The following is a 24444-nucleotide window of genomic DNA, read 5'->3' on the forward strand; positions in this document are numbered from 1 at the left end:
GTTGCAAAGCCCGATGGGCTTTACCTTGCTGATAAAAAAGGCGTCCCTTGCGGGCGCCTTTTTTGTGTCCGCGATTTGGCTGTCTGGTGCCCAGGCTTTCTGTCCGGCGCCGAGCGGGCTGACACTCGTCGCGGTGCAGCGGGTGGTGGATGGTGACACGCTGCGCCTGAGCGATGGCCGCAGCGTGCGCATGATCGGTTTGAATACACCGGAGCTGGGCAAGAAAGGCCGCTCCGACGAGCCGTTTGCGGTGACGGCGCGCCAACGCTTGGAAGCGCTGGTGGCCGCCAGCGACGGGCGGGTCGGTTTGCTGCCCGGCAAAGAGAGCAAAGATCATTACGGTCGCACGCTGGCCCATGTCTACAGCGCTGATGGCGCCAACCTCGAAGCGCAGATGCTCGCTGAAGGGCTCGGTTTTCAGGTGGCGGTCGCGCCGAATGTCGATCTGGTCGACTGCCAGCAAGCGGCGGAACACAGTGCCCGTCAGGCCGGACTCGGGTTGTGGCGCCAATCCCCTGTACTGAAAGCGGAGCAGATCAGCACGTCTGGTTTCGCTGTGCTCAGCGGTCGTGTGAGCAAGGTTCAGCGCAATCGCGGTGGGGTTTGGATCGAATTGCAGGATTCGGTTGTATTGCGCGTTGCCCCCAATCTGTTGGGGCAGTTTGATGTTGCGACGCTTGAGCGGCTGAAGGGCAGACAGATTGAGGCACGTGGCTGGGTGCTGGACCGTTCGCGGCGCGGTGGGCTTAAAGAAGGGCAGGCGCGTTGGCTTCTGCCGTTGACCGACCCGGCGATGCTGCAAGCGGCGCCATGAGAAAAAATTGTAGACATCTTTTCCGTCGATTGTGAACAGTCTATCCCTTGTGTTCCGCGGCTCTTGGTCCAAAGTCGTAGGGCCGGGCGCTTGACAGGGGTGACTGGTCAGTCTTGTAGGGACTTTACGACACGCGTATCCTCGGCGGTCCGTCTGTCCAACAGTAAAAAGCGGAATGCCCACATGTCTGATTTGAAAACTGCCGCTCTCGAATATCACGCCCATCCTCGTCCAGGGAAGCTGAGTGTCGAGCTCACCAAGGCCACCGCTACCGCCCGCGACCTGTCGCTGGCCTACAGCCCCGGCGTAGCCGAACCAGTACGCGAAATCGCCCGCGATCCTGAACTGGCCTACAAATACACCGGCAAGGGCAACCTGGTTGCAGTCATTTCCGATGGCACCGCAATTCTCGGCCTGGGCAACCTCGGCCCATTGGCTTCCAAGCCAGTAATGGAAGGTAAAGGCGTGCTGTTCAAGCGCTTCGCCGGCATTGACGTATTCGACATCGAAGTCGATTCCGAAAGCCCGCAAGCCTTCATCGACACCGTCAAGCGCATCTCCATCACCTTCGGTGGCATCAACCTGGAAGACATCAAGGCACCTGAGTGCTTTGAGATCGAACGCGCCCTGATCGAGCAGTGCGACATCCCGGTATTCCACGATGACCAGCACGGCACCGCGATCGTTACGGCGGCCGGCATGATCAACGCCCTGGAAATCGCTGGCAAAACCCTCGCTGACGCCAAGATTGTCTGCCTGGGCGCCGGTGCGGCCGCCATCTCCTGCATGAAATTGCTGGTGAGCATGGGCGCCAACATCGAAAACATCTACATGGTTGACCGTACTGGCGTGATCCACTCCGGCCGTGACGACCTGAACCAGTACAAGGCTGTTTTCGCTCACGCGACCGACAAGCGCACCCTGGCTGACGCCCTGACCGGTGCTGACGTGTTCGTTGGCCTGTCCGGCCCGAACCTGCTGAGCGCTGAAGGCCTGAAATCCATGGCAGCCAACCCGATCGTGTTCGCGTGCTCCAACCCTGATCCGGAAATTTCCCCGGAACTGGCTCACGCCACCCGTGACGACGTGATCATGGCCACTGGCCGTTCGGACTACCCGAACCAGGTCAACAACGTGCTGGGCTTCCCGTTCATCTTCCGCGGTGCCCTGGACGTTCGCGCCAAGCGCATCAACGAAGAAATGAAAGTGGCTGCCGCCAACGCCCTGCGTGAACTGGCCAAGCTGCCGGTTCCTCAGGAAGTGTGCGACGCCTACGGCGGCATCAAACTGGAATTCGGTCGTGAGTACATCATTCCGAAGCCAATGGATGCCCGTCTGATCACCCTGATCTCCGATGCTGTGGCCAAGGCCGCGATCGAGACCGGCGTAGCGACCCTGCCGTATCCGAAGAACTACCCGCTGAAAAGCGTGGATGACGTGTTCAACGGCTAAGTCGTTGTAGCGCTTCAATCAAAGGCCCCGATTCGTATGAGTCGGGGCCTTTTTGTATCTGTGGCTTTTGCATCGACTATAAGGGCCCCTTCGCGGGCAAGCCCGCTCCCACAGTGGTTCGTCGGTGTGCATACGATCTGATGCACAACAGAACCCCTGTGGGAGCGGGCTTGCCCGCGAAGAGGCCGGGTCAGTCAGCGCAAAATGTGAGGCAATAAAAAGCCCCGCTCTTCTTTCGAAGGCGGGGCTTTTTAGAGGGTGCTGCGATCAGAACAAATCGATCGGCGCCGCTTCATCCGCTGGCAGCGGGCTGCCCGGCGCATTGCCGTTACCCAGCTCATTCGCCGACGGTGGCGTGTCTTCGGCCTTGAACAGCTCGAAGTAGGCGCCTGGCGTGCCTGGGGTGGCTGCACGGCCGCTGATCGGGTCGACTCGCAGGCTGAGGATGCCTTCCGGCTCTTGCTGCGTATGGGGCGGCATGTCTTTGAGTGCGGCGCCCATGTAACTCATCCAGATCGGCAGGGCGACGGTGCCGCCGAACTCCTTGCGACCCAGGCTTTCAGGCTGGTCGAAACCGGTCCAGACGGTCGTTACATAATCGGCGTTGTAGCCCGAGAACCAGGCGTCCTTGGATTCGTTGGTGGTACCGGTCTTGCCCGCGATGTCGCTGCGGCCCAAGGCGAGGGCGCGGCGACCGGTGCCGCGTTTGATCACGTCCTCGAGCATGCTGTTGAGGATGTACGTGGTGCGGGCATCGACGATGCGCTCGGCCACGGCCGGCGTTTGCGGCGCTGGCTGGGCAGTCAGGGTTTCGCCCGGGGTTGCGCTGACAGTGAAGGCGTTGGCCGCGACAGGGGCGACGATGCCGTCGGTGGCTACAGCGCTTTTTGGCACGCTCGGCGGGTTGGCGGCGAACAGCGTGTCGCCATTGCGGCTTTCGATCTTGTCGATGATGTAGGGGCTGATCTTGTAGCCGCCATTGGCGAAGGTGCTCCAGCCAGTGGCGATTTCCATTGGCGTCAGTGTTGCGGTGCCCAGGGCCAGGGATAAGTTGCGTGGCAAGTCCTGCTTGTTGAAGCCGAACTTGCTGATGTAATCAATGGTGCGGTCGACGCCCAGCGCCTGCAGCAAGCGGATCGACACCAGGTTGCGCGACTTGTAGAGAGCTTCACGCATACGGATCGGGCCGAGGAAGGTGTTGGTGTCGTTCTTCGGACGCCAGACCTTGTCCAGGTACTCGTCGACGAACACGATCGGTGCGTCGTTTACCAGGCTGGCGGCGGTGTAGCCGTTATCCAGCGCGGCACTGTAGACGAACGGCTTGAAGCTCGAACCCGGCTGGCGCTTGGCCTGCATGGCGCGGTTGTAGTTGCTCTGTTCAAAGGCGAAACCGCCGACCAGGGAGCGAATCGCACCGTTCTGCGGGTCGAGGGAAACGAGTGCGCCCTGAGCTTGCGGAATCTGGCTGAACTTAAGCGAATTGTCTGGCTGACGCTGTACCCGAATCAGGTCGCCGACCTGGGCGACGTCCGACGGCTGCTTCGGATTGGCGCCCATGCTGTTGGTGTTCAGGAACGGACGCGCCCATTTCATGCTGTCCCAACCGACGTGTTCTTCACCGGTACGGGTCATCACCTGTAGGCCGGTCTTGTCGACCTGGGTGACGATGGCAGGCTCAAGGCTGCTGATGGTGCGCTGCTTGGTCAGCTCGGTTGTCCAGGCCTCGCGAGTCTTGCCCGGCAGGCGCGACTCCGGGCCGCGATAACCATGACGCTGGTCGTAGGTCATCAAACCTTCGTGGACCGCGGTGTTGGCCATTTCCTGCAGGTTGCTCGGCACCGTGGTGGTGACGCGGAAACCCTCGGTATACGCGTCGCTGCCATAACGACCGACCATTTCGGCGCGGGCCATTTCAGCGATGTACGGTGCATTCACTTCCGGGGTTGGCACGTGATAACTGGCATTCAGCGGCTCGTTGATCGCTGTGGTGTAATCGGCTTCGGTGATCTTGCCGAGCTTGTACATACGCCCAAGGATCCAGTCGCGACGTTCCTTGCTGCGGGCCGGGTTGGCCAGCGGGTTAAAACGCGAAGGGGCTTTTGGCAGGCCGGCGATCATCGCCATCTGCGCCAGGCTGACGTCACGAATCGATTCGCCGTAATAAACCTGTGCGGCGGCTTCGATGCCGTAGGCGCGGTTGCCCAGATAGATCTTGTTGACGTAGAGCTCGAGGATCTCGTCCTTGGTCAGCTGCCGTTCAATCTGCAGGGCCAGGAGAATTTCGGTGGTTTTGCGCGAGAAGCTGCGTTCGCTGGTCAGGAAGAAGTTCTTCGCCACCTGCATGGTGATGGTGCTGCCGCCGGACTGGATGTGTCCGCTTTTTACCAACTGGGTGGCCGCGCGCATCAGGCTGCCAGGGTCGACCCCATAGTGGTTGGCGAAATTGTCGTCTTCAGCACTTAGTAACGCATTAATGAAATTGGGGGGAATGTCGGCGAAACGGATCGGTGTGCGGCGCATTTCGCCAAATTCTGCGATCAACTTGTTGTCGCTGCTGTAGACCCGCAAAGGAATCTGCAACTGGATGCTTCTCAGCGCCTCCACGGACGGTAAGCCCGGACTAAGGTAGAGAAAGGCGCCGCTAAGGCCAAGGAGCAGTCCGCAGAAAACGGCGACGATGGACCATCCGAAGAATTTCAGCAGACGAATCAAGGCTTTTGGACATCCAGGGCAAAGAATGAATGAGGCATCAGGGTTCGGATAACAGGGAACCACCCGCGCTTGAAGTAAAAACCGGAAAAAAACGCTGGGCATTATAAGCATTTTCCGGCGAGGGCGTCATTTGCGCTGCTGTCAAGACGGGTGGTTTGAACGCAATTGATATTTCAGAGTCCGTAAGACACGGATAGTCATAGGGAATTGGTAGTGCTAGGACTCTTCAATAAAAAAGCCAATACGCTTCTGGGGATCGACATCAGCTCCACGTCGGTAAAGCTTCTGGAGCTAAGCCGCCAGGGCGACCGCTATCGGGTCGAAGCCTATGCGGTGGAGCCTTTGCCCGCCAATGCGGTGGTCGAGAAAAATATCGCCGAACTCGAAGGCGTGGGGCAGGCACTCGCGCGCGTGTTGCTCAAGGCCAAAACCAGTCTGAAGAACGTCGCCGTGGCCGTGGCCGGTTCGGCGGTGATCACCAAGACCCTCGAGATGGATGCCGGTCTTTCCGACGACGAGATGGAAAACCAGCTGAAGATCGAGGCCGATCAGTACATCCCTTATCCTTTGGACGAAGTGGCCATCGACTTTGAGGTCCAGGGTGTTTCCGCACGCAACCCTGGGCGAGTCAATGTGCTGCTGGCGGCCTGTCGCAAGGAAAACGTCGAGGTCCGGGAAGCGGCCCTGGCTCTGGCGGGCCTGACGGCGCGCGTGGTCGACGTCGAGGCCTATGCGCTTGAGCGTTCCTTCGGATTAATGGCGGGGCAATTGGCTGCTTCTCAGGAGCGTCTGACGGTAGCGGTGGTCGACATCGGTGCGACCATGACCACCCTGAGCGTGCTGCATAAGGGGCGAATCATTTACACCCGCGAACAATTATTCGGCGGTCGTCAACTGACGGAGGAAATCCAGCGCCGTTACGGGCTGACGCTTGAGCAGGCCGGGTTGGCGAAGAAACAGGGCGGTTTGCCTGACGATTACGTCAGCGAGGTGTTGCAGCCGTTTCGCGATGCGCTGGTACAGCAGGTGTCGCGTTCATTGCAGTTTTTCTTCGCCTCCGGTCAGTACAACGCGGTTGATCACATCCTGCTGGCCGGTGGCACCGCGTCGGTCTCGGGGCTGGATCGGTTGATCGAGCAGCGATTGGGCACGCCGACGCAAGTGGCCAACCCATTCTCCAACATGGCCCTGAGCAGCAAGGTCAACGCCGGTGCCTTGGCCAGCGATGCGCCGGCACTGATGATCGCCTGCGGGTTGGCCCTCAGGAGTTTCGACTGATGGCGCGGATCAATCTTTTACCCTGGCGTGAAGAGCAGCGTGAAGCGCGCCGCAAACGCTTTTTGTTGGCGTTGGTCGGTGTGGTGGTGGGGGCTGTGGGTGCGGTGCTGATCGCGAACCAGGCCATTAATGGCGCCATCGATCGGCAAGTTGCTCGTAATGACTACATCGGAAAACAGATTGCCGTGGTTGACGAGCGGATCAAACAAATCAGCGAGTTGAAGGCTCGTCGCCAGCAACTGGTCGAGCGCATGCGCATCATCCAGGACTTGCAAGGCAATCGTCCGATCAGCGGGCGCATCTTCGATCAGTTAGCGCGTACCTTGCCGGACGGAGTGTATTTCACCGAGGTGAAAATGGCCGGCAAAACCCTGTCCATTACCGGCGCGGCAGACTCCAACAATCGTGTTTCGGACCTGATGCGTAATCTGGATGCGTCGGACTGGTTCAATGCGCCGACCCTGACGGAAGTCAAAGCGACCACCGCCGGTCAGCTGGACCAGGCCAACGTTTTTCAGTTAACCGTTCGTCAGACTCAGCCTGCCGCTGCGGAGGGCGGCCAATGACTCCGTCTGAATGGTTTGAGGGTCTGCGCAAGATCGACATCAACGACCTGGACACCAATAACATGGGTTCCTGGCCGCCAGCCATCAAGGCACTGGCGGGTATTCTGCTGATGATCCTGGTGTTTTCACTGGGCTACAGTTTTTCCATCAGTGACCTTCAGAGCCACCTCGATCTCAAGCGCGAGGAAGAGTCGACCCTTAAGGAGCAATTCGCCACCAAAGCCCACATGGCAGCGAATCTGGAGCTTTATACGCAGCAGATGAAGGAAATGGAGAACTCATTTGGCGTGCTGTTGCGGCAGTTGCCCAGTGACACCGAAGTGCCTGGCCTGCTGGAGGACATCACTCGCACCGGCCTGGGCAGTGGCCTGGAGTTCGAAGAGATCAAACTGCTGCCAGAGGTCACGCAGCCGTTCTACATCGAGTTGCCGATCCAGATCACTGTCACCGGTGCCTATCACGACCTGGCCACCTTCGTCAGTGGCGTGGCCGGGCTGCCACGGATTGTCACCTTGCATGACTTCGACCTTGCGCCAGCCAACCCGGAAGGTGGCCCGAAGTTGCGCATGAGCATCCTTGCCAAGACCTACCGCTACAACGACAAGGGGCTGCAAAAATGAGCCCGATTCGTTGCTTTTGGGTAGTTGTGTTGGTCGCTGGCCTGGCCGGTTGTGGCAGCGACAATGACGTCAGCGACATGGACGCCTACATGAACGAAATGCGTTTGCGTGCGCCTGGCAAGATTGAACCAACGCCGACATTTCGGTCTTACCCAACATTCACCTACAACGCCGCCAACCTGCGAAGCCCGTTTTCCCGACAGGTCAGGGTTGATCTGGCCGGCCAGAAGCACGGCTCACGCAATGTCAAACCTGACCCTGATCGGGTCAAGCAGTACCTCGAAGGTTTCAACATCGAGCAGTTTGAAATGGTCGGAACGATCGCCAATGCGACCGGCTCCTTTGCGCTGGTGCGCGGGGCGGGTGGGGTGCATCGGTTGAAAGTCGGCGATTACCTGGGGCGTAACGATGGGCGGATCGTCGCCATCAGTGGCTCGCAGGTCGATGTGGTCGAAATTGTTCCCGACGGCCAAGGTGCCTGGCTGGAGCGGCCGCGGACCATCCCTTTGAAAGAGCACTCATAGTGGAACTCGAATAATGAACAGGATTTTCTCAACCTTCGGTATTTCGCTATGGATAGCGTTGCTGTCGCCGATGGTACAAGCGGCCAATCTCAAAGCGCTGGATGTTGCGGCGCTGCCGGGGGACCGCATCGAGTTGAAGTTGTCGTTCGATGGGCCGCCACCGCCGCCCCACGGTTACACCACGGAACAACCGGCCCGGATTGCGCTGGATCTGCCCGGCGTCGTCAGTCAGCTAAAAAGCAAAAATCGTGACCTGGGCGGTGGAAATGCCCGCAGCGCCACAGTGGTGGAAGCCAAGGACCGTACGCGACTGATCATCAATCTGACCCAGTTGACCCCGTATAGCGCACGGGTGGAAGGCAACAATCTGTTCGTGGTGGTCGGGCAAGGCGCCAACAAAACAGCCTCCAGCCCAGCGCCCAAAACGCCGCGCGCCGCGACTGCAACGCCAGCCCCGACGAAAGCCTATGCGCCGGTAGGCAAGGCCATTCGGGGTGTGGATTTTCAGCGCGGCACTCAGGGCGAAGGCAATGTGGTCATCGATCTGTCGGACCCTTCCATCGCCCCGGACATTCAGGAGCGCGACGGCAAGATTATCCTCGGTTTCGCCAGGACCCAATTGCCTGAGCCGTTGCGTGTACGCCTGGACGTCAAGGATTTCGCCACGCCGGTGCAGTTCGTCAACGCCAGCGCCACCGGTGATCGGGCCACGATCAGCATTGAGCCCAGCGGCGCATTCGATTATTCGACTTACCAGACCGACAACAAGCTGACCGTCAGCATCCGGCCGATGACCGTCGATGACTTGCAGAAGCGCAACACTGAGCGTTTTGCCTACACCGGTGAAAAACTCTCGTTGAATTTCCAGGACATCGATGTGCGTTCGGTGCTGCAACTGATCGCCGATTTCACCAATCTCAATCTGGTCGCCAGCGACACAGTGCAGGGCGGCATTACGCTGCGTTTGCAGAACGTCCCGTGGGATCAGGCGCTGGATCTGGTGTTGAAAACCAAAGGCCTGGATAAACGCAAGATCGGCAACGTTTTGCTGGTCGCGACGGCCGATGAAATCGCCGCCCGCGAGCGTCAGGAACTGGAGTCGCAGAAGCAAATCGCCGACCTGGCGCCGCTGCGTCGCGAGCTGTTGCAGGTGAATTACGCCAAAGCTGCCGATATCGCCAAGCTGTTCCAGTCGGTGACCAATGCCGAGGCAAAAGCCGATGAGCGGGGCTCGATCACGGTGGATGAGCGGACCAACAACATCATTGCCTACCAGACCCAGGATCGTCTCGACGAACTCCGTCGTATCGTCGCGCAACTGGATATCCCGGTGCGTCAGGTGATGATCGAGGCGCGCATCGTCGAAGCCAACGTCGACTATGACAAAAGCCTCGGTGTGCGCTGGGGCGGTTCGTTGCAGAACAAGGGCAACTGGAACACCTCAGGCGTCAGCAACGGGGCTAACGCTTCGTCGACCATCGGTACGCCTGGCAGCACCAGCACCAACTCGCCATTCGTCGACCTGGGCACCGCCGCCAACACCTCGGGGCTCGGCATCGCGTTCATCACCGACAATGTGCTGCTGGATCTCGAACTGACGGCCATGGAGAAAACCGGCAACGGCGAAATCGTCTCGCAGCCCAAGGTGGTCACGTCGGACAAGGAAACCGCGAAAATCCTCAAGGGCACGGAGATTCCGTACCAGGAGGCCAGCTCCAGTGGCGCTACCTCGGTGTCGTTCAAGGAGGCGTCGTTGTCCCTTGAGGTGACGCCGCAGATCACCCCGGACAACCGGATCATCATGGAGGTCAAGGTCACCAAGGATGAACCGGACTACCTGAACAAGGTGCAGGATGTACCGCCCATCAAGAAAAACGAGGTCAATGCCAAGGTCCTGGTCAACGACGGCGAGACCATCGTGATTGGCGGCGTTTTCTCAAATACTCAGAGCAAGGTTGTAGATAAGGTGCCATTTCTCGGTGATGTGCCGTATCTTGGCCGCCTTTTCCGGCGTGACGTGGTTTCGGAGAAAAAATCCGAGCTGCTGGTATTTCTCACTCCGCGTATCATGAACAATCAGGCGATTGCTGTGAGTCATTGATTCTGTGCGAAATTTGATTCTTGTTGGACCGATGGGGGCTGGAAAAAGCACCATCGGCCGGTTGCTGGCCAAAGAGCTGCGCCTGCCATTCAAAGATTCCGATAAGGAAATTGAATTGCGCACGGGCGCCAATATCCCGTGGATTTTCGATAAAGAAGGCGAGCCCGGCTTTCGTGACCGCGAGCAGGCGATGATTGCCGAGCTGTGCGAGTGCGATGGCGTGGTGCTGGCGACCGGTGGCGGCGCGGTGATGCGCGAGGCCAATCGTCGGGCGCTGCACGCCGGTGGTCGGGTGGTCTATCTGCACGCGTCCGTTGAGCAGCAGGTGGGCCGCACTTCTCGCGATCGCAATCGACCCCTGTTGCGTACTGCCGATCCGGCCAAGACCCTTCGGGATCTGCTGGCGATTCGCGATCCGCTTTATCGGGAAATCGCCGATCTGGTGGTGGAAACCGATGAGCGACCACCGCGAATGGTGGTGCTCGATATTCTCGAACGCTTGCAGCAGCTACCTCCCCGTTAATGCGCAGCGCGAAATGCGCTATCCTCGGCGTCCTGTCACAGCCGCTCAAGGTTGTGGCGGATGGCTACCGAACGGCGTCACACCAGCAGACGCCGTGGACATTCGTTAACTCAAGGCAGGACGCCTGATTCCATCTTCACTGTGGGGAAACATGCAGACACTCAAGGTCGATCTAGGCGAGCGCAGCTACCCGATTCATATTGGCGAAGGTTTGTTGGATCAGCCTGAGCTGCTGGCCCCGCATATCCGGGGGCGGCAAGTGGCGATCATCTCCAACGAGACCGTTGCGCCGCTCTATCTCGAGCGTCTGACCCGCAGTCTTGCGCAGTTCTCGGTGGTTTCCGTGGTGCTGCCCGACGGCGAAGCCTTCAAGACCTGGGAAACCCTGCAACTGATTTTCGACGGTCTGCTGACCGCACGGCACGACCGCCGTACCACGGTGATCGCCCTCGGTGGCGGCGTGGTTGGTGACATGGCCGGTTTTGCTGCCGCCTGCTACCAGCGTGGTGTCGATTTCATCCAGGTCCCGACCACGCTGCTGTCGCAAGTCGACTCTTCGGTGGGCGGCAAGACCGGGATCAACCATCCGCTGGGCAAGAACATGGTCGGCGCTTTCTATCAGCCGAACGTGGTGCTGATCGATACCGCCACCCTCAATACCCTGCCGGCCCGCGAACTGTCCGCCGGGCTTGCCGAGGTGATCAAATACGGGCTGATCTGCGACGAGCCGTTCCTGACCTGGCTTGAAGCAAACGTCGATCGCCTGCGCGCCCTGGACCAGGTTGCCCTGACTTACGCCATCGAGCGCTCTTGCGCGGCCAAGGCTGCAGTGGTCGGTGCCGATGAACGGGAGACCGGTGTTCGCGCCACGCTTAACCTGGGTCATACCTTCGGCCACGCTATCGAAACCCACATGGGCTATGGTGTCTGGCTGCATGGTGAGGCGGTCGCTGCTGGCACCGTAATGGCGATGGAAATGTCCGCGCGCCTGGGCTGGATCAGTGAGCAAGAGCGCGATCGCGGCATTCGTCTGTTCCAGCGAGCCGGCCTGCCGGTCATCCCGCCTGAAGAGATGACTGAGGCCGATTTTCTCGAACACATGGCAATTGACAAGAAAGTGATCGACGGTCGCTTGCGCCTGGTGCTGCTGCGCCACATGGGCGAAGCGGTGGTGACCGACGATTATCCGAAAGAGGTTTTACAGGCCACGCTGGGAGCGGATTACCGCGCTCTGGCTCAGCTTAAAGGTTAATAAGATCCCGATGACTAGTTTGCACGCCGACGAGGCTTTCCTCGGCCATTACCAGTTGAGTCATGACCCTTTTGCTCCACGGGTGCCTGGCTTCAAATTCTTCCCGGCCCAGCGCAAACCGGTGCTGGGACAACTGCATCACCTGGCACGCTACAGCCAGTTGCTGTTGGTCGTCACCGGCCCGCAAGGCAGTGGCAAGACGCTGTTGCGTCAGGCCCTTGTGGCCAGCACCAACAAACAGTCGGTGCAGAGCGTGGTGGTTTCCGCTCGTGGCGCTGGCGATGCGTCGGGTGTGCTGCATCAGGTCGCCCAGGCGCTGAACGTCGCCCAGGCCGAGATTGGCGCGATTCTGGCTCAAGTGGTGCAGCTTGCGCTGACGGGACAGGAAGTCTATTTGCTGGTGGATGACGCCGAACAACTCGACGAATCCGCGCTGGAAGCCTTGATGGCGCTGGCTGCCGGTGCACCGGAAGGTCGCCCGCACGTGTTCCTGTTCGGCGAGTCGTCGCTGATTGCTCAACTTGAGGCGCTGAGCCTTGAGGAAGAGCGCTTCCACGTCATCGAATTGCAGCCGTACACCGAAGAAGAAACCCGCGAATATCTGGATCAGCGGCTCGAAGGCGCCGGTCGGGGTATCGAACTTTTTACCGCAGATCAGATCTCTGATATTCACGAAAGCTCCGACGGTTGGCCAGGCACCATCAACCAGGTCGCCCGCGATGCAATGATCGAAGCCATGATTGCCAGCCGCTCAGCGGTCAAGCGTCCAAGTATGGGGTTCAACATGCCGAAGAAACACGTATTGGCGATTTCCGCCGTCGTCGTGGTCGCGGTAGCCGCCGCCTGGTTGATGCCGGGTCGCAGCAAAGCACCGACCACTGGCGCACCTGCCAACGAACAGGCGCAACTGCCGCTCGGCCAGGGCACGCCACAACCTGACAGCGGCGGCGCGCCTGCCGTCGAATTCGCCGGTAACTCGCAACCGATGCCATTGCCGCTGGTCGGCAACTCGCAGCCGGTCATGCGCGGTCCGCTGGCCGAAGCTGCCGGTGGCATCACCGAAGGCGACGACGGCGTGCCGGTCGAAGGTTCCAGCGCTACGCCGCCAACCGTGACCACCACCGCGCCTCCAGCAGGTCTGTCGGCCGGTCCTGCGCCGACGCCAGCCGCGAAGCCAACGCCAGCGCCGACTCAGGTTGCGACTGCCAAGCCAGCCCCGGTTGCGCCTGTCGTGAAGCCGGCACCAGTGCCAGCCAAGCCAGTCGCCGCTGCCGCCAAACCTGCCGAAAAGCCAACCACCGTGGCCAAGGCCGCCGGCGGCACCTGGTACGCAGGGCAAGCGCCGGGTAACTACGTGGTGCAGATCCTCGGCACCAGCTCTGAAGCGGCCGCGCAATCCTTCGTCAAGGAGCAGGGCGGCGAGTACCGTTATTTCAAGAAAGTCCTCAACGGCAAGCCGCTCTACGTCATCACTTACGGTAGCTTCGCCAACCGCGATGCAGCCCTTAGCGCCATCAAGGCCTTGCCAGCGAAGGTTCAGGCTGGTAAACCTTGGCCTCGCACTGTCGCCAGCGTCCAACAGGAACTGGCAACAACTCGCTGAAGATTCGGTGGCCTTACCCAGGCCGCCTCTCCCGGCACCTCAAAATTTCTACAAGCGCATGCCGTCTCAGAGGGTCTGTTGGCGCTTGCCGACGACCGTGTTGCGCGCCAACATGCGCGAAGCTGCGTTGCGGGATTTGCCAAGGGGACCACCCTTGGCGGCATCCCGCGCCTTGCCTCGCACACGTTGGCATCACAACGCGGTTCGTCAGCAAGCACCAACAGACCCTCGGCCGCGTGCCTTGTGGTGTCTGCGTCACAGTAGTCTTTGAGTCGTTGCAGTCAAAACTAAAAAAGTTTTGACTAGCACAGCAGATCGCTTTAAACCTTTCACAAATGCGACATAGATTTGCGACATTTCGTCGTCAAATTTGTGAGCCTCTGTGTCGGTGTGTACAATGACCTCCCTTTTGCCCCCGCAAAGCTGGCGTACGTTCGGCGCGGATGGTAAGTGGTTGAATTGAAAAGAAATTTGCCTCGACAAGAGGCAGCCTGGTGAGAAAGTGTCTATGAAAGCAGGTCTGTACCAACCAGATGAATTCAAGGATAACTGCGGTTTCGGCCTGATAGCCCATATGCAGGGCGAGCCCAGTCATACCCTTTTGCAAACGGCCATCGAGGCCCTGACCTGCATGACCCACCGCGGTGGGATCAACGCCGACGGCAAGACCGGTGACGGTTGCGGTCTGCTGATTCAAAAGCCGGATGTGTTCCTGCGTGCGATCGCCCAGGAAACCTTCGGCGTCGAACTGCCCAAGCAATATGCGGTGGGCATGGTCTTCTTCAACCAGGACCCGGTGAAAGCCGAAGCCGCTCGCGAGAACATGAACCGCGAGATCCTCGCTGCCGGCCTGACCCTCGTCGGCTGGCGCAAAGTGCCGATCGACACCAGCGTCCTCGGCCGCCTGGCCCTTGAGCGCCTGCCGCAGATCGAGCAGGTGTACATCGGCGGTGAAGGCCTGAGCGATCAGGACATGGCGATCAAGCTGTTCACCTCCCGTCGTCGCTCGTCCGTGGCCAACGCCGCCGACGCCGATCACTACATCTGCAGCTTTTCGCACAAGACCATCATTTATAAAGGCCTGATGATGCCGGCGGATCTCACCGCCTTCTATCCAGACCTCAGCGACCAGCGCCTGCAAACCTCGATTTGCGTGTTCCACCAGCGTTTCTCCACCAACACCCTGCCGAAATGGCCGCTGGCTCAGCCGTTCCGCTTCCTCGCCCACAACGGCGAGATCAACACCATCACCGGCAACCGCAACTGGGCCGTGGCCCGTCGCACCAAGTTCACCAACGATTTGATGGACCTGGAAGAGCTCGGCCCGCTGGTCAACCGTGTCGGTTCCGACTCCTCCAGCATGGACAACATGCTGGAGCTGATGGTCACCGGTGGCATCGACCTGTTCCGTGGCGTGCGGATGATCATTCCGCCTGCGTGGCAGAACGTCGAAACCATGGACCCGGATCTGCGTGCGTTCTACGAATACAACTCGATGCACATGGAACCGTGGGACGGCCCGGCCGGCGTGGTAATGACCGACGGTCGTTACGCGGTGTGCCTGCTCGACCGTAACGGTCTGCGTCCGGCGCGTTGGGTCACCACCAAGAACGGTTTCATCACCCTGGCCTCGGAAATCGGTGTCTGGAACTACCAGCCTGAAGACGTGATCGCCAAGGGCCGCGTCGGGCCGGGGCAGATTTTTGCCGTGGACACCGAAACCGGTCAGATCCTCGACACCGATGCCATCGACAACCGTTTGAAGTCGCGTCATCCGTACAAACAATGGCTGCGCAAGAATGCCCTGCGCATCCAGGCGACCATGGAAGACAACGACCACGGTTCGGCGTTCTACGACGTCGACCAGCTCAAGCAGTACATGAAGATGTACCAGGTCACGTTCGAAGAACGTGATCAGGTGCTGCGTCCGCTTGGCGAGCAAGGCTATGAAGCCGTTGGCTCGATGGGCGACGATACGCCGATGGCCGTGCTGTCCCAGCGCGTGCGCACGCCGTACGACTATTTCCGCCAGCAGTTCGCGCAGGTCACCAACCCGCCGATCGACCCGCTACGTGAAGCCATCGTCATGTCGCTGGAGATCTGCCTCGGTGCCGAGCGCAACATCTTCCAGGAGTCGCCGGAACACGCCTCGCGTGTGATCCTCAGCTCGCCGGTCATTTCCCCGGCCAAGTGGCGCTCGCTGATGAACCTCGATCGTCCGGGCTTCGAGCGCGCGATCATCGACCTCAACTACGACGAAAGCGTCGGCCTCGAAGCGGCAATCCGCAACGTCGCCGATCAGGCTGAAGAAGCCGTACGCTCCGGCCGTACCCAGGTCGTGCTGAGTGACCGTCACATTGCCCCGGGCAAGTTGCCGATCCACGCTTCCCTGGCCACCGGCGCGGTGCACCACCGCCTGACCGAAAAAGGCCTGCGTTGCGACTCCAACATCCTCGTGGAAACCGCGACGGCTCGCGATCCGCACCACTTCGCGGTGTTGATCGGTTTCGGCGCCTCGGCGGTCTATCCGTTCCTGGCTTACGAAGTGCTGGGCGACCTGATCCGTACCGGCGAAGTCTTGGGTGACCTCTATGAGGTGTTCAAGAACTACCGCAAAGGCATCACCAAGGGCCTGTTGAAGATCCTGTCGAAGATGGGTATCTCGACCATCACCTCGTACCGCGGTGCGCAGCTGTTCGAGGCCATCGGCCTGTCTGAAGAAGTTTGCGAACTGAGCTTCCGTGGCGTGCCAAGCCGCATCAAAGGTGCGCGTTTCGTCGACATCGAAGCCGAGCAGAAAGCCCTGGCGGCCGAAGCCTGGAGTCCGCGCAAGCCAATCCAGCAGGGCGGTTTGCTGAAGTTCGTCCACGGTGGCGAATATCACGCGTACAACCCGGACGTGGTTAACACCCTGCAAGCCGCTGTGCAGCAGGGTGACTACAGCAAATTCAAGGAATACACGGCGCTGGTCGACAACCGTCCGGTGTCGATGATCCGCGACTTGTTCAAGGTCAAAACCCTGGACACGCCGCTGGACATCAGCGAGATCGAACCGCTGGAGTCGGTGCTCAAGCGCTTTGATTCCGCGGGCATCTCCCTCGGCGCATTGTCGCCGGAAGCTCACGAAGCCCTGGCCGAAGCCATGAACCGCCTCGGTGCGCGTTCCAACTCCGGCGAAGGCGGTGAAGACCCGGCGCGTTACGGCACCATCAAGAGTTCGAAAATCAAACAGGTAGCGACGGGCCGTTTCGGTGTGACCCCGGAATACCTGGTCAACGCTGAAGTGCTGCAGATCAAAGTCGCTCAGGGCGCCAAGCCCGGCGAAGGTGGTCAGCTGCCAGGCGGCAAGGTCAACGGTCTGATCGCCAAGCTGCGTTACGCAGTGCCGGGCGTGACCCTGATTTCGCCGCCGCCGCACCACGACATCTATTCGATCGAAGACTTGTCGCAGCTGATTTTCGACCTGAAACAAGTCAACCCGAAGGCCCTCGTCTCGGTGAAGCTGGTCGCAGAAGCAGGCGTCGGCACCATCGCCGCCGGTGTGGCCAAGGCTTATGCGGACTTGATCACCATCTCCGGCTACGACGGCGGCACCGGCGCATCGCCGCTGACCTCGATCAAATACGCGGGCGCTCCGTGGGAACTCGGCCTGGCCGAAACCCACCAGACCCTGCGTGGCAACGACCTGCGCGGCAAAGTCCGGGTGCAGACCGACGGCGGCCTGAAAACCGGCCTCGACGTGATCAAGGCCGCGATCCTCGGCGCTGAAAGCTTCGGCTTCGGCACCGCGCCAATGATCGCGCTGGGCTGCAAATACCTGCGTATCTGCCACCTGAACAACTGCGCTACCGGCGTCGCGACTCAGAACGAAAAGCTGCGCAAGGATCACTACATCGGGACCGTCGACATGGTGGTGAATTTCTTCACCTACGTCGCCGAAGAAACCCGTGAGTGGCTGGCCAAGCTGGGCGTACGCTCCCTCGAAGAGCTGATCGGTCGTACCGATCTTCTGGACATCCTCGAAGGCCAGACCGCCAAGCAGCAACACCTGGATCTGACGCCGTTGCTGGGCAGCGACCACATTCCGGCAGACAAGCCTCAATTCTGCCAGGTTGAGCGCAACCCGCCGTTCGACAAAGGCCTGCTGGCCGAGAAAATGGTCAATATGGCCACCTCGGCCATCAACGACATGAGCGGCGCTGATTTCGCGCTGGATATCTGCAACTGCGACCGTTCGATCGGCGCGCGGATCTCCGGTGAAATCGCTCGTAAACATGGCAACCAAGGCATGGCGAATGCGCCGATCACCTTCCGCTTTAAAGGGACGGCCGGTCAGAGCTTCGGTGTGTGGAACGCTGGTGGCCTGCACATGTACCTGGAAGGCGACGCCAACGATTACGTCGGCAAAGGCATGACCGGCGGCAAACTGGTTATCGTTCCGCCGAAGGGCAGCGTCTACAAGACTCAGGACAGTGCCATCATCGGCAACACCTGCCTGTACGGCGCCACCGGCGGCAAACTGTTCGCCGCCGGTACCGCGGGCGAGCGTTTTGCCGTACGTAACTCCGGTGCTCACACCGTGGTGGAAGGCACTGGCGATCACTGCTGCGAGTACATGACCGGTGGTTTCGTCTGCGTGCTGGGCAAGACCGGTTACAACTTCGGCTCAGGCATGACCGGCGGTTTCGCCTACGTGCTCGACCAGGACAACTCCTTCGTTGACCGGGTCAACCACGAACTGGTGGAAATCCAGCGGATCAGCGGCGAAGCGATGGAAGCCTATCGCAGCCACCTGCAGCGCGTGCTGGACGAATACGTCGCGGAAACCGACAGCGAATGGGGTCGTAACCTCGCCGAAAACCTCGACGACTATCTGCGCCGTTTCTGGCTGGTCAAGCCCAAGGCTGCCAACCTGAAATCGTTGCTTTCCAGCACCCGTGCCAACCCGCAGTGATATGCGCCTGAAGAGTTTGATGAGGTTTTAACAATGGCTGAACGTCTGAATAACGACTTCCAGTTCATCGATGTCGGGCGCAAGGATCCGAAGAAGAAACTGTTGCGTCAACGCAAGAAAGAGTTCGTGGAGATCTACGAACCCTTCAAACCCCAGCATTCGGCCGATCAGGCCCACCGCTGCCTGGGTTGCGGTAACCCGTATTGCGAATGGAAGTGCCCGGTGCACAACTTCATTCCGAATTGGCTCAAGCTGGTAGCCGAGGGCAACATCCTTCAGGCCGCCGAGCTGTCGCACCAGACCAACACCCTGCCGGAAGTGTGCGGCCGGGTGTGCCCGCAGGATCGTCTGTGTGAGGGTGCCTGCACCCTCAACGACGGCTTCGGCGCGGTGACCATCGGTTCGGTCGAGAAGTACATCACCGACACCGCATTCGCCATGGGCTGGCGCCCGGACATGTCCAAGGTCAAGCCGACCGGCAAGCGTGTCGCTATCATCGGTGCAGGCCCGGCGGGCCTGGGTTGTGCCGACGTTCTGGTTCGCGGTGGCGTGACCCCGGTGGTGTTCGACAAGAACCCGGAAATCGGCGGTCTGCTGACCTTCGGCATCCCGGAGTTCAAGCTGGAAAAGACCGTGCTGAGCAATCGTCGCGAAGTCTTCACCGGCATGGGCATCGAGTTTCGCCTGAACACCGAAGTGGGCAAGGATGTGACCGTCGAGCAACTGCTCGAAGAATACGATGCCGTGTTCATGGGCATGGGCACCTACACCTACATGAAGGGCGGCTTTGCCGGTGAGGACCTGCCGGGCGTGCATGACGCGCTCGACTTCCTGATCGCCAACGTCAACCGCAACCTGGGCTTTGAAAAGTCGCCAGAAGATTTCGTCGACATGAAAGGCAAGAAGGTTGTGGTGCTGGGCGGCGGCGACACGGCGATGGACTGCAACCGTACGTCGATTCGCCAGGGCGCCAAGTCGGTGACCTGTGCGTATCGTCGTGACGAAGCGAACATGCCGGGCTCGCGCAAAGAGGTGAAGAACGCCAAGGAAGAAGGGGTGAAATTCCTCTACAACCGCCAGCCGATCGCCATCGTTGGTGAAGACCGCGTCGAAGGCGTGAAGGTGGTCGAGACCCGTCTCGGCGAACCGGACGCCCGTGGCCGTCGCAGCCCCGAGCCGATCCCGGGTTCTGAAGAGATCATCCCGGCCGACGCCGTGGTCATCGCGTTCGGTTTCCGTCCAAGCCCGGCGTCGTGGTTCGAACAGCACAGCATCCAGACCGACAGCCAGGGCCGCGTCGTGGCACCGGAACAAGGTCAGTACAAGCACCAGACCAGCAACCCGAAAATCTTCGCCGGTGGCGACATGGTTCGCGGTTCTGACCTGGTGGTAACGGCGATCTTCGAAGGCCGCAACGCCGCCGAAGGGATCCTGGATTACCTGGGCGTCTGATCACTTTCCCAAACTGGAATGCGGTCAAAATGTGGGAGCGAGCCTGCTCGCGAAGGCGGTGGATCAGTCAACAGAGATGTTGAATGTGAAACCCTCTTCGCGAGCAGGCTCGCTCCCACAGTTGTTTCTCGGTGTTGCTGAATACTAGGTTCCACCGCGACAAATTGACCCGATAGACAAAAGGCGCGGCTCTTGCCGTGCCTTTTGCGTCGCGCTCTGAGAAAATGCCCGCACTTTTTTTCCGGATGCCGACATGACTGCCCTGAAGAACGACCGTTTCCTTCGCGCCCTGCTCAAGCAACCCGTAGACGTCACGCCTGTCTGGATGATGCGTCAGGCCGGCCGCTACCTGCCTGAATACCGCGCCAGCCGTGCCAAGGCCGGTGACTTTATGAGCCTGTGCATGAACCCGGAGTTCGCTTGCGAAGTCACGATGCAACCGCTCGACCGCTACCCACAACTGGACGCGGCGATCCTTTTCTCCGACATCCTGACCATCCCGGACGCTATGGGCCAAGGCCTGTACTTCGAAACCGGTGAAGGTCCGCGCTTCAAGAAAGTCGTCAGCACACTGGCAGACATCGAAGCCCTGCCAATCCCTGACCCGCACAAAGACCTCGGCTACGTCATGGACGCGGTCAGCACTATCCGCCGCGAACTGAACGGTCGCGTGCCGCTGATCGGCTTCTCCGGCAGCCCATGGACCCTGGCCACCTACATGGTCGAAGGCGGTTCGTCGAAAGACTTCCGCAAGACCAAGGCCATGCTCTACGACAACCCGCAAGCCATGCACCTGCTGCTGGACAAGCTCGCACAGTCGGTTACTTCCTATCTCAACGGCCAGATCATGGCTGGCGCGCAAGCGGTGCAGATTTTCGACACTTGGGGCGGCAACCTGTCAGCGGCGGCGTACCAGGAATTCTCCCTGGCCTACATGCGCAAAATCGTCAGCGGCCTGATCCGTGAGCACGAAGGCCGCAAGGTTCCGGTCATCCTGTTCACCAAGAACGGCGGCCTGTGGCTGGAAAGCATCGCCGATGCAGGCGCTGACGCGTTGGGCCTGGACTGGACTTGCGACATTGGCGAAGCCCGCCAGCGTGTCGGCAACAAAGTCGCCCTGCAAGGCAACATGGACCCGACGGTGCTGTACGCCAAGCCAGAAGCCATTCGCACCGAAGTCGGCCGCATCCTCGCCAGCTATGGCAAGGGCAGCGGTCACGTGTTCAATCTCGGCCATGGCATCACGCCTGAAGTCGACCCGGAACACGCTGGCGCGTTCATGCGCGCGGTGCATGAACTGTCGGCGCAGTATCACGAGTGATCGTGGCCCGATAAAAAAACGCCCGGCATTTGCCGGGCGTTTTTGTGTGAGGTGCCAGCTAGTACGCGGTCAATGTGGGAGCGGGCTTGCTCGCGAAAGCGGTGGGTCAGTCAACATCAATGTTGAATGTTACGGCCTCTTCGCGAGCAAGCCCGCTCCCACAGGGGGATTGCGTTAGGCCTTCACATTCTCTAACGGCGGTAACTTCGCCAGCTTCAACGCCACCAACAGCGCAATCACCAACAACCCGCCAATGAACAGCCCGATCCCGTTCCACCCGCCAAGGTGCCAGAACACCCCGCCGGCAGTACCGGCAATACTCGACCCGGCGTAATAGCTGAACAGATAAAGCGACGACGCCTGCCCCTTTGCCTTGATCGCACGACGGCCAATCCAGCTGCTCGCCACCGAATGCGCGCCGAAGAAGCCAAAGGTAAAGATCAACATCCCAATGATCACCACCGGCAGCGGCGTGAACATGGTCAGGGCAAGGCCGGCGATCATCAGCACGATGGTCGCCCACAGCACTTTGCGACGGCCGAGTTGGTCGGCCAGGGCGCCGATTTTCGCTGAGCTATAAATCCCCGACAGGTACACCACCGAGAGCAACCCGACGAAGGCCTGATCCATGTGGTACGGCTCGGCCAGCAGGCGATAGCCGATGTAGTTGAAGAGGGTGACGAAAGCGCCCATCAGCACGAAAGCTTCAAGGAACAGCAGCGGCAGGCCGGCGTCGCGAAAGTGCATGGTGAAGCCGTCAATCAAGCTGCGCGGGTGCAATGAGCGGGCGCGGAAGTTGCGCGACTCGGGAAGGATTTTCCAGAATACCGCCGCTGCGATCAGGGCCAGGCCGCCGATTACCAGCATCGCCGTGTGCCAGCTGACGAAGTCGATCAACACGCCGGTGATCAAGCGTCCGCACATTCCGCCAATCGCGTTGCCGCCGATGTACAAACCCATGGCCAGGCCGATGTGCTGTGGATGAATCTCTTCGCTCAGATAGGTCATGGCCACCGCTGCCAGGCCGCTCAACGACAACCCGATCAACGCACGCATGATCAATACACCTTCCCAGCTCGGCATCATCGCGCTGGCCATGGTGCACAAGGCCGCTGCGAACAACGCCGTCACCATGACCGGCTTACGCCCGACCCGGTCAGAAATCGGGCCAGTGATCAGCAAACCGATGGCGAGCATGCCAGTGGCCACCGACAGAATCAGGCTGCTCTGCGCCGCGTTGATGGAATATTCGTGGGACAACAGCGGCATCATCGGCTGCACGCAATACAGCAGGGCGAACGTCGCAAAGCCGCCGGAGAACAGCGCCAGCACCGTGCGCATGAACATCGGCGTGCCTTTTTCGATGTAGATCTCCTTTAATTCGGCGACAACATCGTCCACCGCTGCGGGCGGAACTTCATGGGCAAGTGGAGCGACAGCAGTTTTCACTTCGGACCTCGGAGGGCGCAGCCAGTCAGGCAATGAAAAAAGCATATAGCTGCCTAATGATTCAATCCAATATATTGTTCGACCTGTTTGATAGGTTTAACGACCTAATGGAGTTTTCATGGAATTGCGTCACCTGCGCTACTTCATCGCCGTCGCCGAAGAACTGCATTTCGGCCGCGCCGCCCAGGTGCTGGGCATCTCGCAACCGCCCCTGAGTCAGCAGATTCAGGCGCTGGAGCAAGAGGTGGGTGCGCGGTTGTTCGAGCGGACCAATCGTCGGGTCGAGCTCAGTGAAGCCGGTCGGCTTTTCCTGGAAGAGGCGCGTCTGGTGCTGGCGCAGGTCGATAAAGCGGCAGACGTGGCACGGCGGGCGCAGTTGGGTGAGTTGGGTGAACTGAAGATTGGCTTCACCTCGTCGGCGCCGTTCAACTCAACGATCCCTCAGGCGATTTTTTCATTTCGTCAGCGATTCCCGGCGGTGCACCTGAACCTGCGGGAGATGAGCAGCACCCAGGTAGCGGATGCGCTGGTGGATGAGTCGATCGAAGTCGGGATCATGCGGCCACTTGGGTTGCCGGACTCGCTCAGCGTGGTGGAGCTGATGCGCGAACCACTGGTGGCGGTGCTCAGCTCCAAGCATCCGTTGGTGAACGACAGCGAAGAGGGCTTGTTTCTGTCAGCCTTGGCCCTCGAACCCTTCGTATTTTTCCCACGCAGTTATGGCAGTGGTCTGTACGCACAATTACTCAGCCTGGCCCGGGACGCCGGCTTCAGCCCGCACTTCGCTCAGGAGGCGGGCGAGGCAATGACGATCATTGGTCTGGTGGCGGCAGGGTTGGGTGTTTCGGTGCTGCCAGCGTCCTATCAACGGATGCGCATTGATGGTGTGGTCTATCGGCCTCTGCTCGATCCGGCGGCGGTATCGGCCGTGTGGCTGGTGCAGCGCAAGGATCAGAAGTCGCCGATGGCCAAGGCGTTTGTGGAGTTGTTGACGCGCAAGGTTGAGCCGCTGAAGGCGTGACTGCTTCGCAGTCATTCGCGAGCAGGCTCGCTCCCACAGGGTTCAGCGGTGTGAACGCAATGTTAGCCACATCACTCATCCACTGTGGGAGCGAGCCTGCTCGCGAAAGCGCCCGCAAGTTCACTAGAAATGGTGCAGTTGCCTCTGCCAAAGCGGACACTTCGCTGAGGAGCGTAGGACATTTCCGAACAGTCTCTGACAGGCTACAGCGCCTTGCGGTATTGCCTACAACTACTCCAGAATCCGCCGGCTTGTGCGCTTTGGGGGCCATCGGTAACTTGATTCGCATCACTGATTCCCAGTGATCGGGTTTAGTAGCCCGTGGATTAACGAGGCGCATTTGCGCTCCTGACAGTCAGGTATTTCATACCTGCACTTGATGGCAGCGGTGCGCAGGGCGCCTTCGGGCGCGCCGGTTTCTCGTGTCCCCGGTCTACTAACCTGCGCACAGCTGCCACCCTTTTGTGTAGTAGCGACTCGGTGACGGCTCCACTTTTTTGGACCGAATTATGACCAATACAACAGCAAACCCACCGGGCACGGATCTGGACGCTCCACGCCAACCAAGCAAAATCTTCCTCATCGCCCCCGATATCGACAACCACACCCTACTGGAATACGCCTGTGAATCCCTGGCATCAGCCAACGTCATGGCGAGCGATTTCGCGAGGTATCTGGAAGGATCGCAAAGCAACACACTGCTGGGGATTCAGCAGTCGATCATGCTGGGGAACTGGCGGTGAATCGGGTGCTGGATAACCTCGATCCATCCTAGTGCGTCAGGGCGCTAACGCTGCCTGCT

At 60.0% G+C, this 24444-nt stretch carries 16 protein-coding genes and 1 pseudogene; 15 read left to right on the plus strand and 2 right to left on the minus strand.

The features are described 5' to 3' along the window. The first annotated feature begins 13 nt into the window (after positions 1-13). Positions 14-814 carry a thermonuclease family protein gene (locus ACYZTX_RS03360; RefSeq protein ID WP_462032941.1) on the plus strand — a complete coding sequence of 267 codons (801 nt, stop codon included), beginning with the start codon at positions 14-16 and terminating at the stop codon, positions 812-814. Positions 815-997: 183 nt separating this feature from the next. Further along, a complete protein-coding gene (locus ACYZTX_RS03365; protein WP_449642738.1) occupies positions 998-2266 on the plus strand; it encodes a malic enzyme-like NAD(P)-binding protein in 1269 nt (422 codons plus the stop codon). 267 nt (positions 2267-2533) lie between these two features. Here the strand turns inward: ACYZTX_RS03365 and ACYZTX_RS03370 are convergent, their stop codons facing one another. Further along, a complete protein-coding gene (locus ACYZTX_RS03370) occupies positions 2534-4975 on the minus strand; it encodes a penicillin-binding protein 1A (RefSeq protein ID WP_462036979.1) in 2442 nt (813 codons plus the stop codon). Positions 4976-5191: 216 nt separating this feature from the next. Here ACYZTX_RS03370 and ACYZTX_RS03375 point away from each other — a divergent pair, with 216 nt between their 5' ends. The 11 genes from ACYZTX_RS03375 to hemE all read left to right on the plus strand — a co-directional run bounded on the left by ACYZTX_RS03375 (position 5192) and on the right by hemE (position 21172). Further along, positions 5192-6256, plus strand: coding sequence for a pilus assembly protein PilM (locus ACYZTX_RS03375; protein ID WP_462032942.1), 1065 nt, complete (start codon positions 5192-5194; stop codon positions 6254-6256). Next, positions 6256-6822 carry a PilN domain-containing protein gene (locus tag ACYZTX_RS03380; protein ID WP_462032943.1) on the plus strand — a complete coding sequence of 189 codons (567 nt, stop codon included), beginning with the start codon at positions 6256-6258 and terminating at the stop codon, positions 6820-6822. Before ACYZTX_RS03375 ends, ACYZTX_RS03380 begins: the two co-directional genes overlap by 1 nt. Then, positions 6819-7442, plus strand: coding sequence for a type 4a pilus biogenesis protein PilO (gene pilO, locus ACYZTX_RS03385; protein WP_462032944.1), 624 nt, complete (start codon positions 6819-6821; stop codon positions 7440-7442). Before ACYZTX_RS03380 ends, pilO begins: the two co-directional genes overlap by 4 nt. Continuing rightward, positions 7439-7966 (plus strand): pilus assembly protein PilP, encoded by a 528-nt coding sequence (locus ACYZTX_RS03390; protein ID WP_462032945.1) that lies wholly within the window; start codon positions 7439-7441, stop codon positions 7964-7966. Before pilO ends, ACYZTX_RS03390 begins: the two co-directional genes overlap by 4 nt. Before the next feature lie 13 nt (positions 7967-7979). Then, positions 7980-10067, plus strand: a complete 2088-nt coding sequence (gene pilQ, locus ACYZTX_RS03395; RefSeq protein WP_462032946.1) for a type IV pilus secretin PilQ — start codon at positions 7980-7982, stop codon at positions 10065-10067. Positions 10068-10071: 4 nt separating this feature from the next. Continuing rightward, positions 10072-10590, plus strand: coding sequence for a shikimate kinase AroK (gene aroK / locus ACYZTX_RS03400; RefSeq protein WP_462032947.1), 519 nt, complete (start codon positions 10072-10074; stop codon positions 10588-10590). 151 nt (positions 10591-10741) lie between these two features. After that, positions 10742-11842 (plus strand): 3-dehydroquinate synthase, encoded by a 1101-nt coding sequence (aroB, locus tag ACYZTX_RS03405; RefSeq protein ID WP_462032948.1) that lies wholly within the window; start codon positions 10742-10744, stop codon positions 11840-11842. 10 nt (positions 11843-11852) lie between these two features. Continuing rightward, positions 11853-13445: an AAA family ATPase gene (locus tag ACYZTX_RS03410; RefSeq protein ID WP_462032949.1), complete on the plus strand. Its 1593-nt coding sequence runs from the start codon at positions 11853-11855 to the stop codon at positions 13443-13445. A 508-nt stretch (positions 13446-13953) separates the two neighbouring features. Continuing rightward, positions 13954-18399: a glutamate synthase large subunit gene (gene gltB / locus ACYZTX_RS03415; RefSeq protein WP_462036980.1), complete on the plus strand. Its 4446-nt coding sequence runs from the start codon at positions 13954-13956 to the stop codon at positions 18397-18399. A 33-nt stretch (positions 18400-18432) separates the two neighbouring features. Beyond that, entirely contained in the window at positions 18433-19851 is a 1419-nt protein-coding gene (locus ACYZTX_RS03420; RefSeq protein ID WP_154979184.1) for an FAD-dependent oxidoreductase, read from the plus strand. Between the two features lie 253 nt (positions 19852-20104). Beyond that, positions 20105-21172: a uroporphyrinogen decarboxylase gene (hemE, locus tag ACYZTX_RS03425; RefSeq protein WP_109627584.1), complete on the plus strand. Its 1068-nt coding sequence runs from the start codon at positions 20105-20107 to the stop codon at positions 21170-21172. Positions 21173-21346: 174 nt separating this feature from the next. Here the strand turns inward: hemE and ACYZTX_RS03430 are convergent, their stop codons facing one another. Next, positions 21347-22573, minus strand: coding sequence for an MFS transporter (locus ACYZTX_RS03430; protein ID WP_462036981.1), 1227 nt, complete (start codon positions 22571-22573; stop codon positions 21347-21349). A gap of 166 nt (positions 22574-22739) precedes the next feature. Between ACYZTX_RS03430 and ACYZTX_RS03435 the strand changes: the two genes are divergently transcribed. Then, the gene (locus tag ACYZTX_RS03435) at positions 22740-23642 is read left to right on the plus strand and encodes a LysR family transcriptional regulator (protein WP_462032950.1); all 903 of its coding nucleotides are present in this window, start codon (positions 22740-22742) and stop codon (positions 23640-23642) included. Between the two features lie 509 nt (positions 23643-24151). After that, positions 24152-24417, plus strand: a pseudogene (locus ACYZTX_RS03440) (DUF6124 family protein). The last annotated feature ends 27 nt before the right edge of the window (positions 24418-24444 follow it).

The organism is Pseudomonas sp. MDT1-17, from assembly GCF_054898105.1.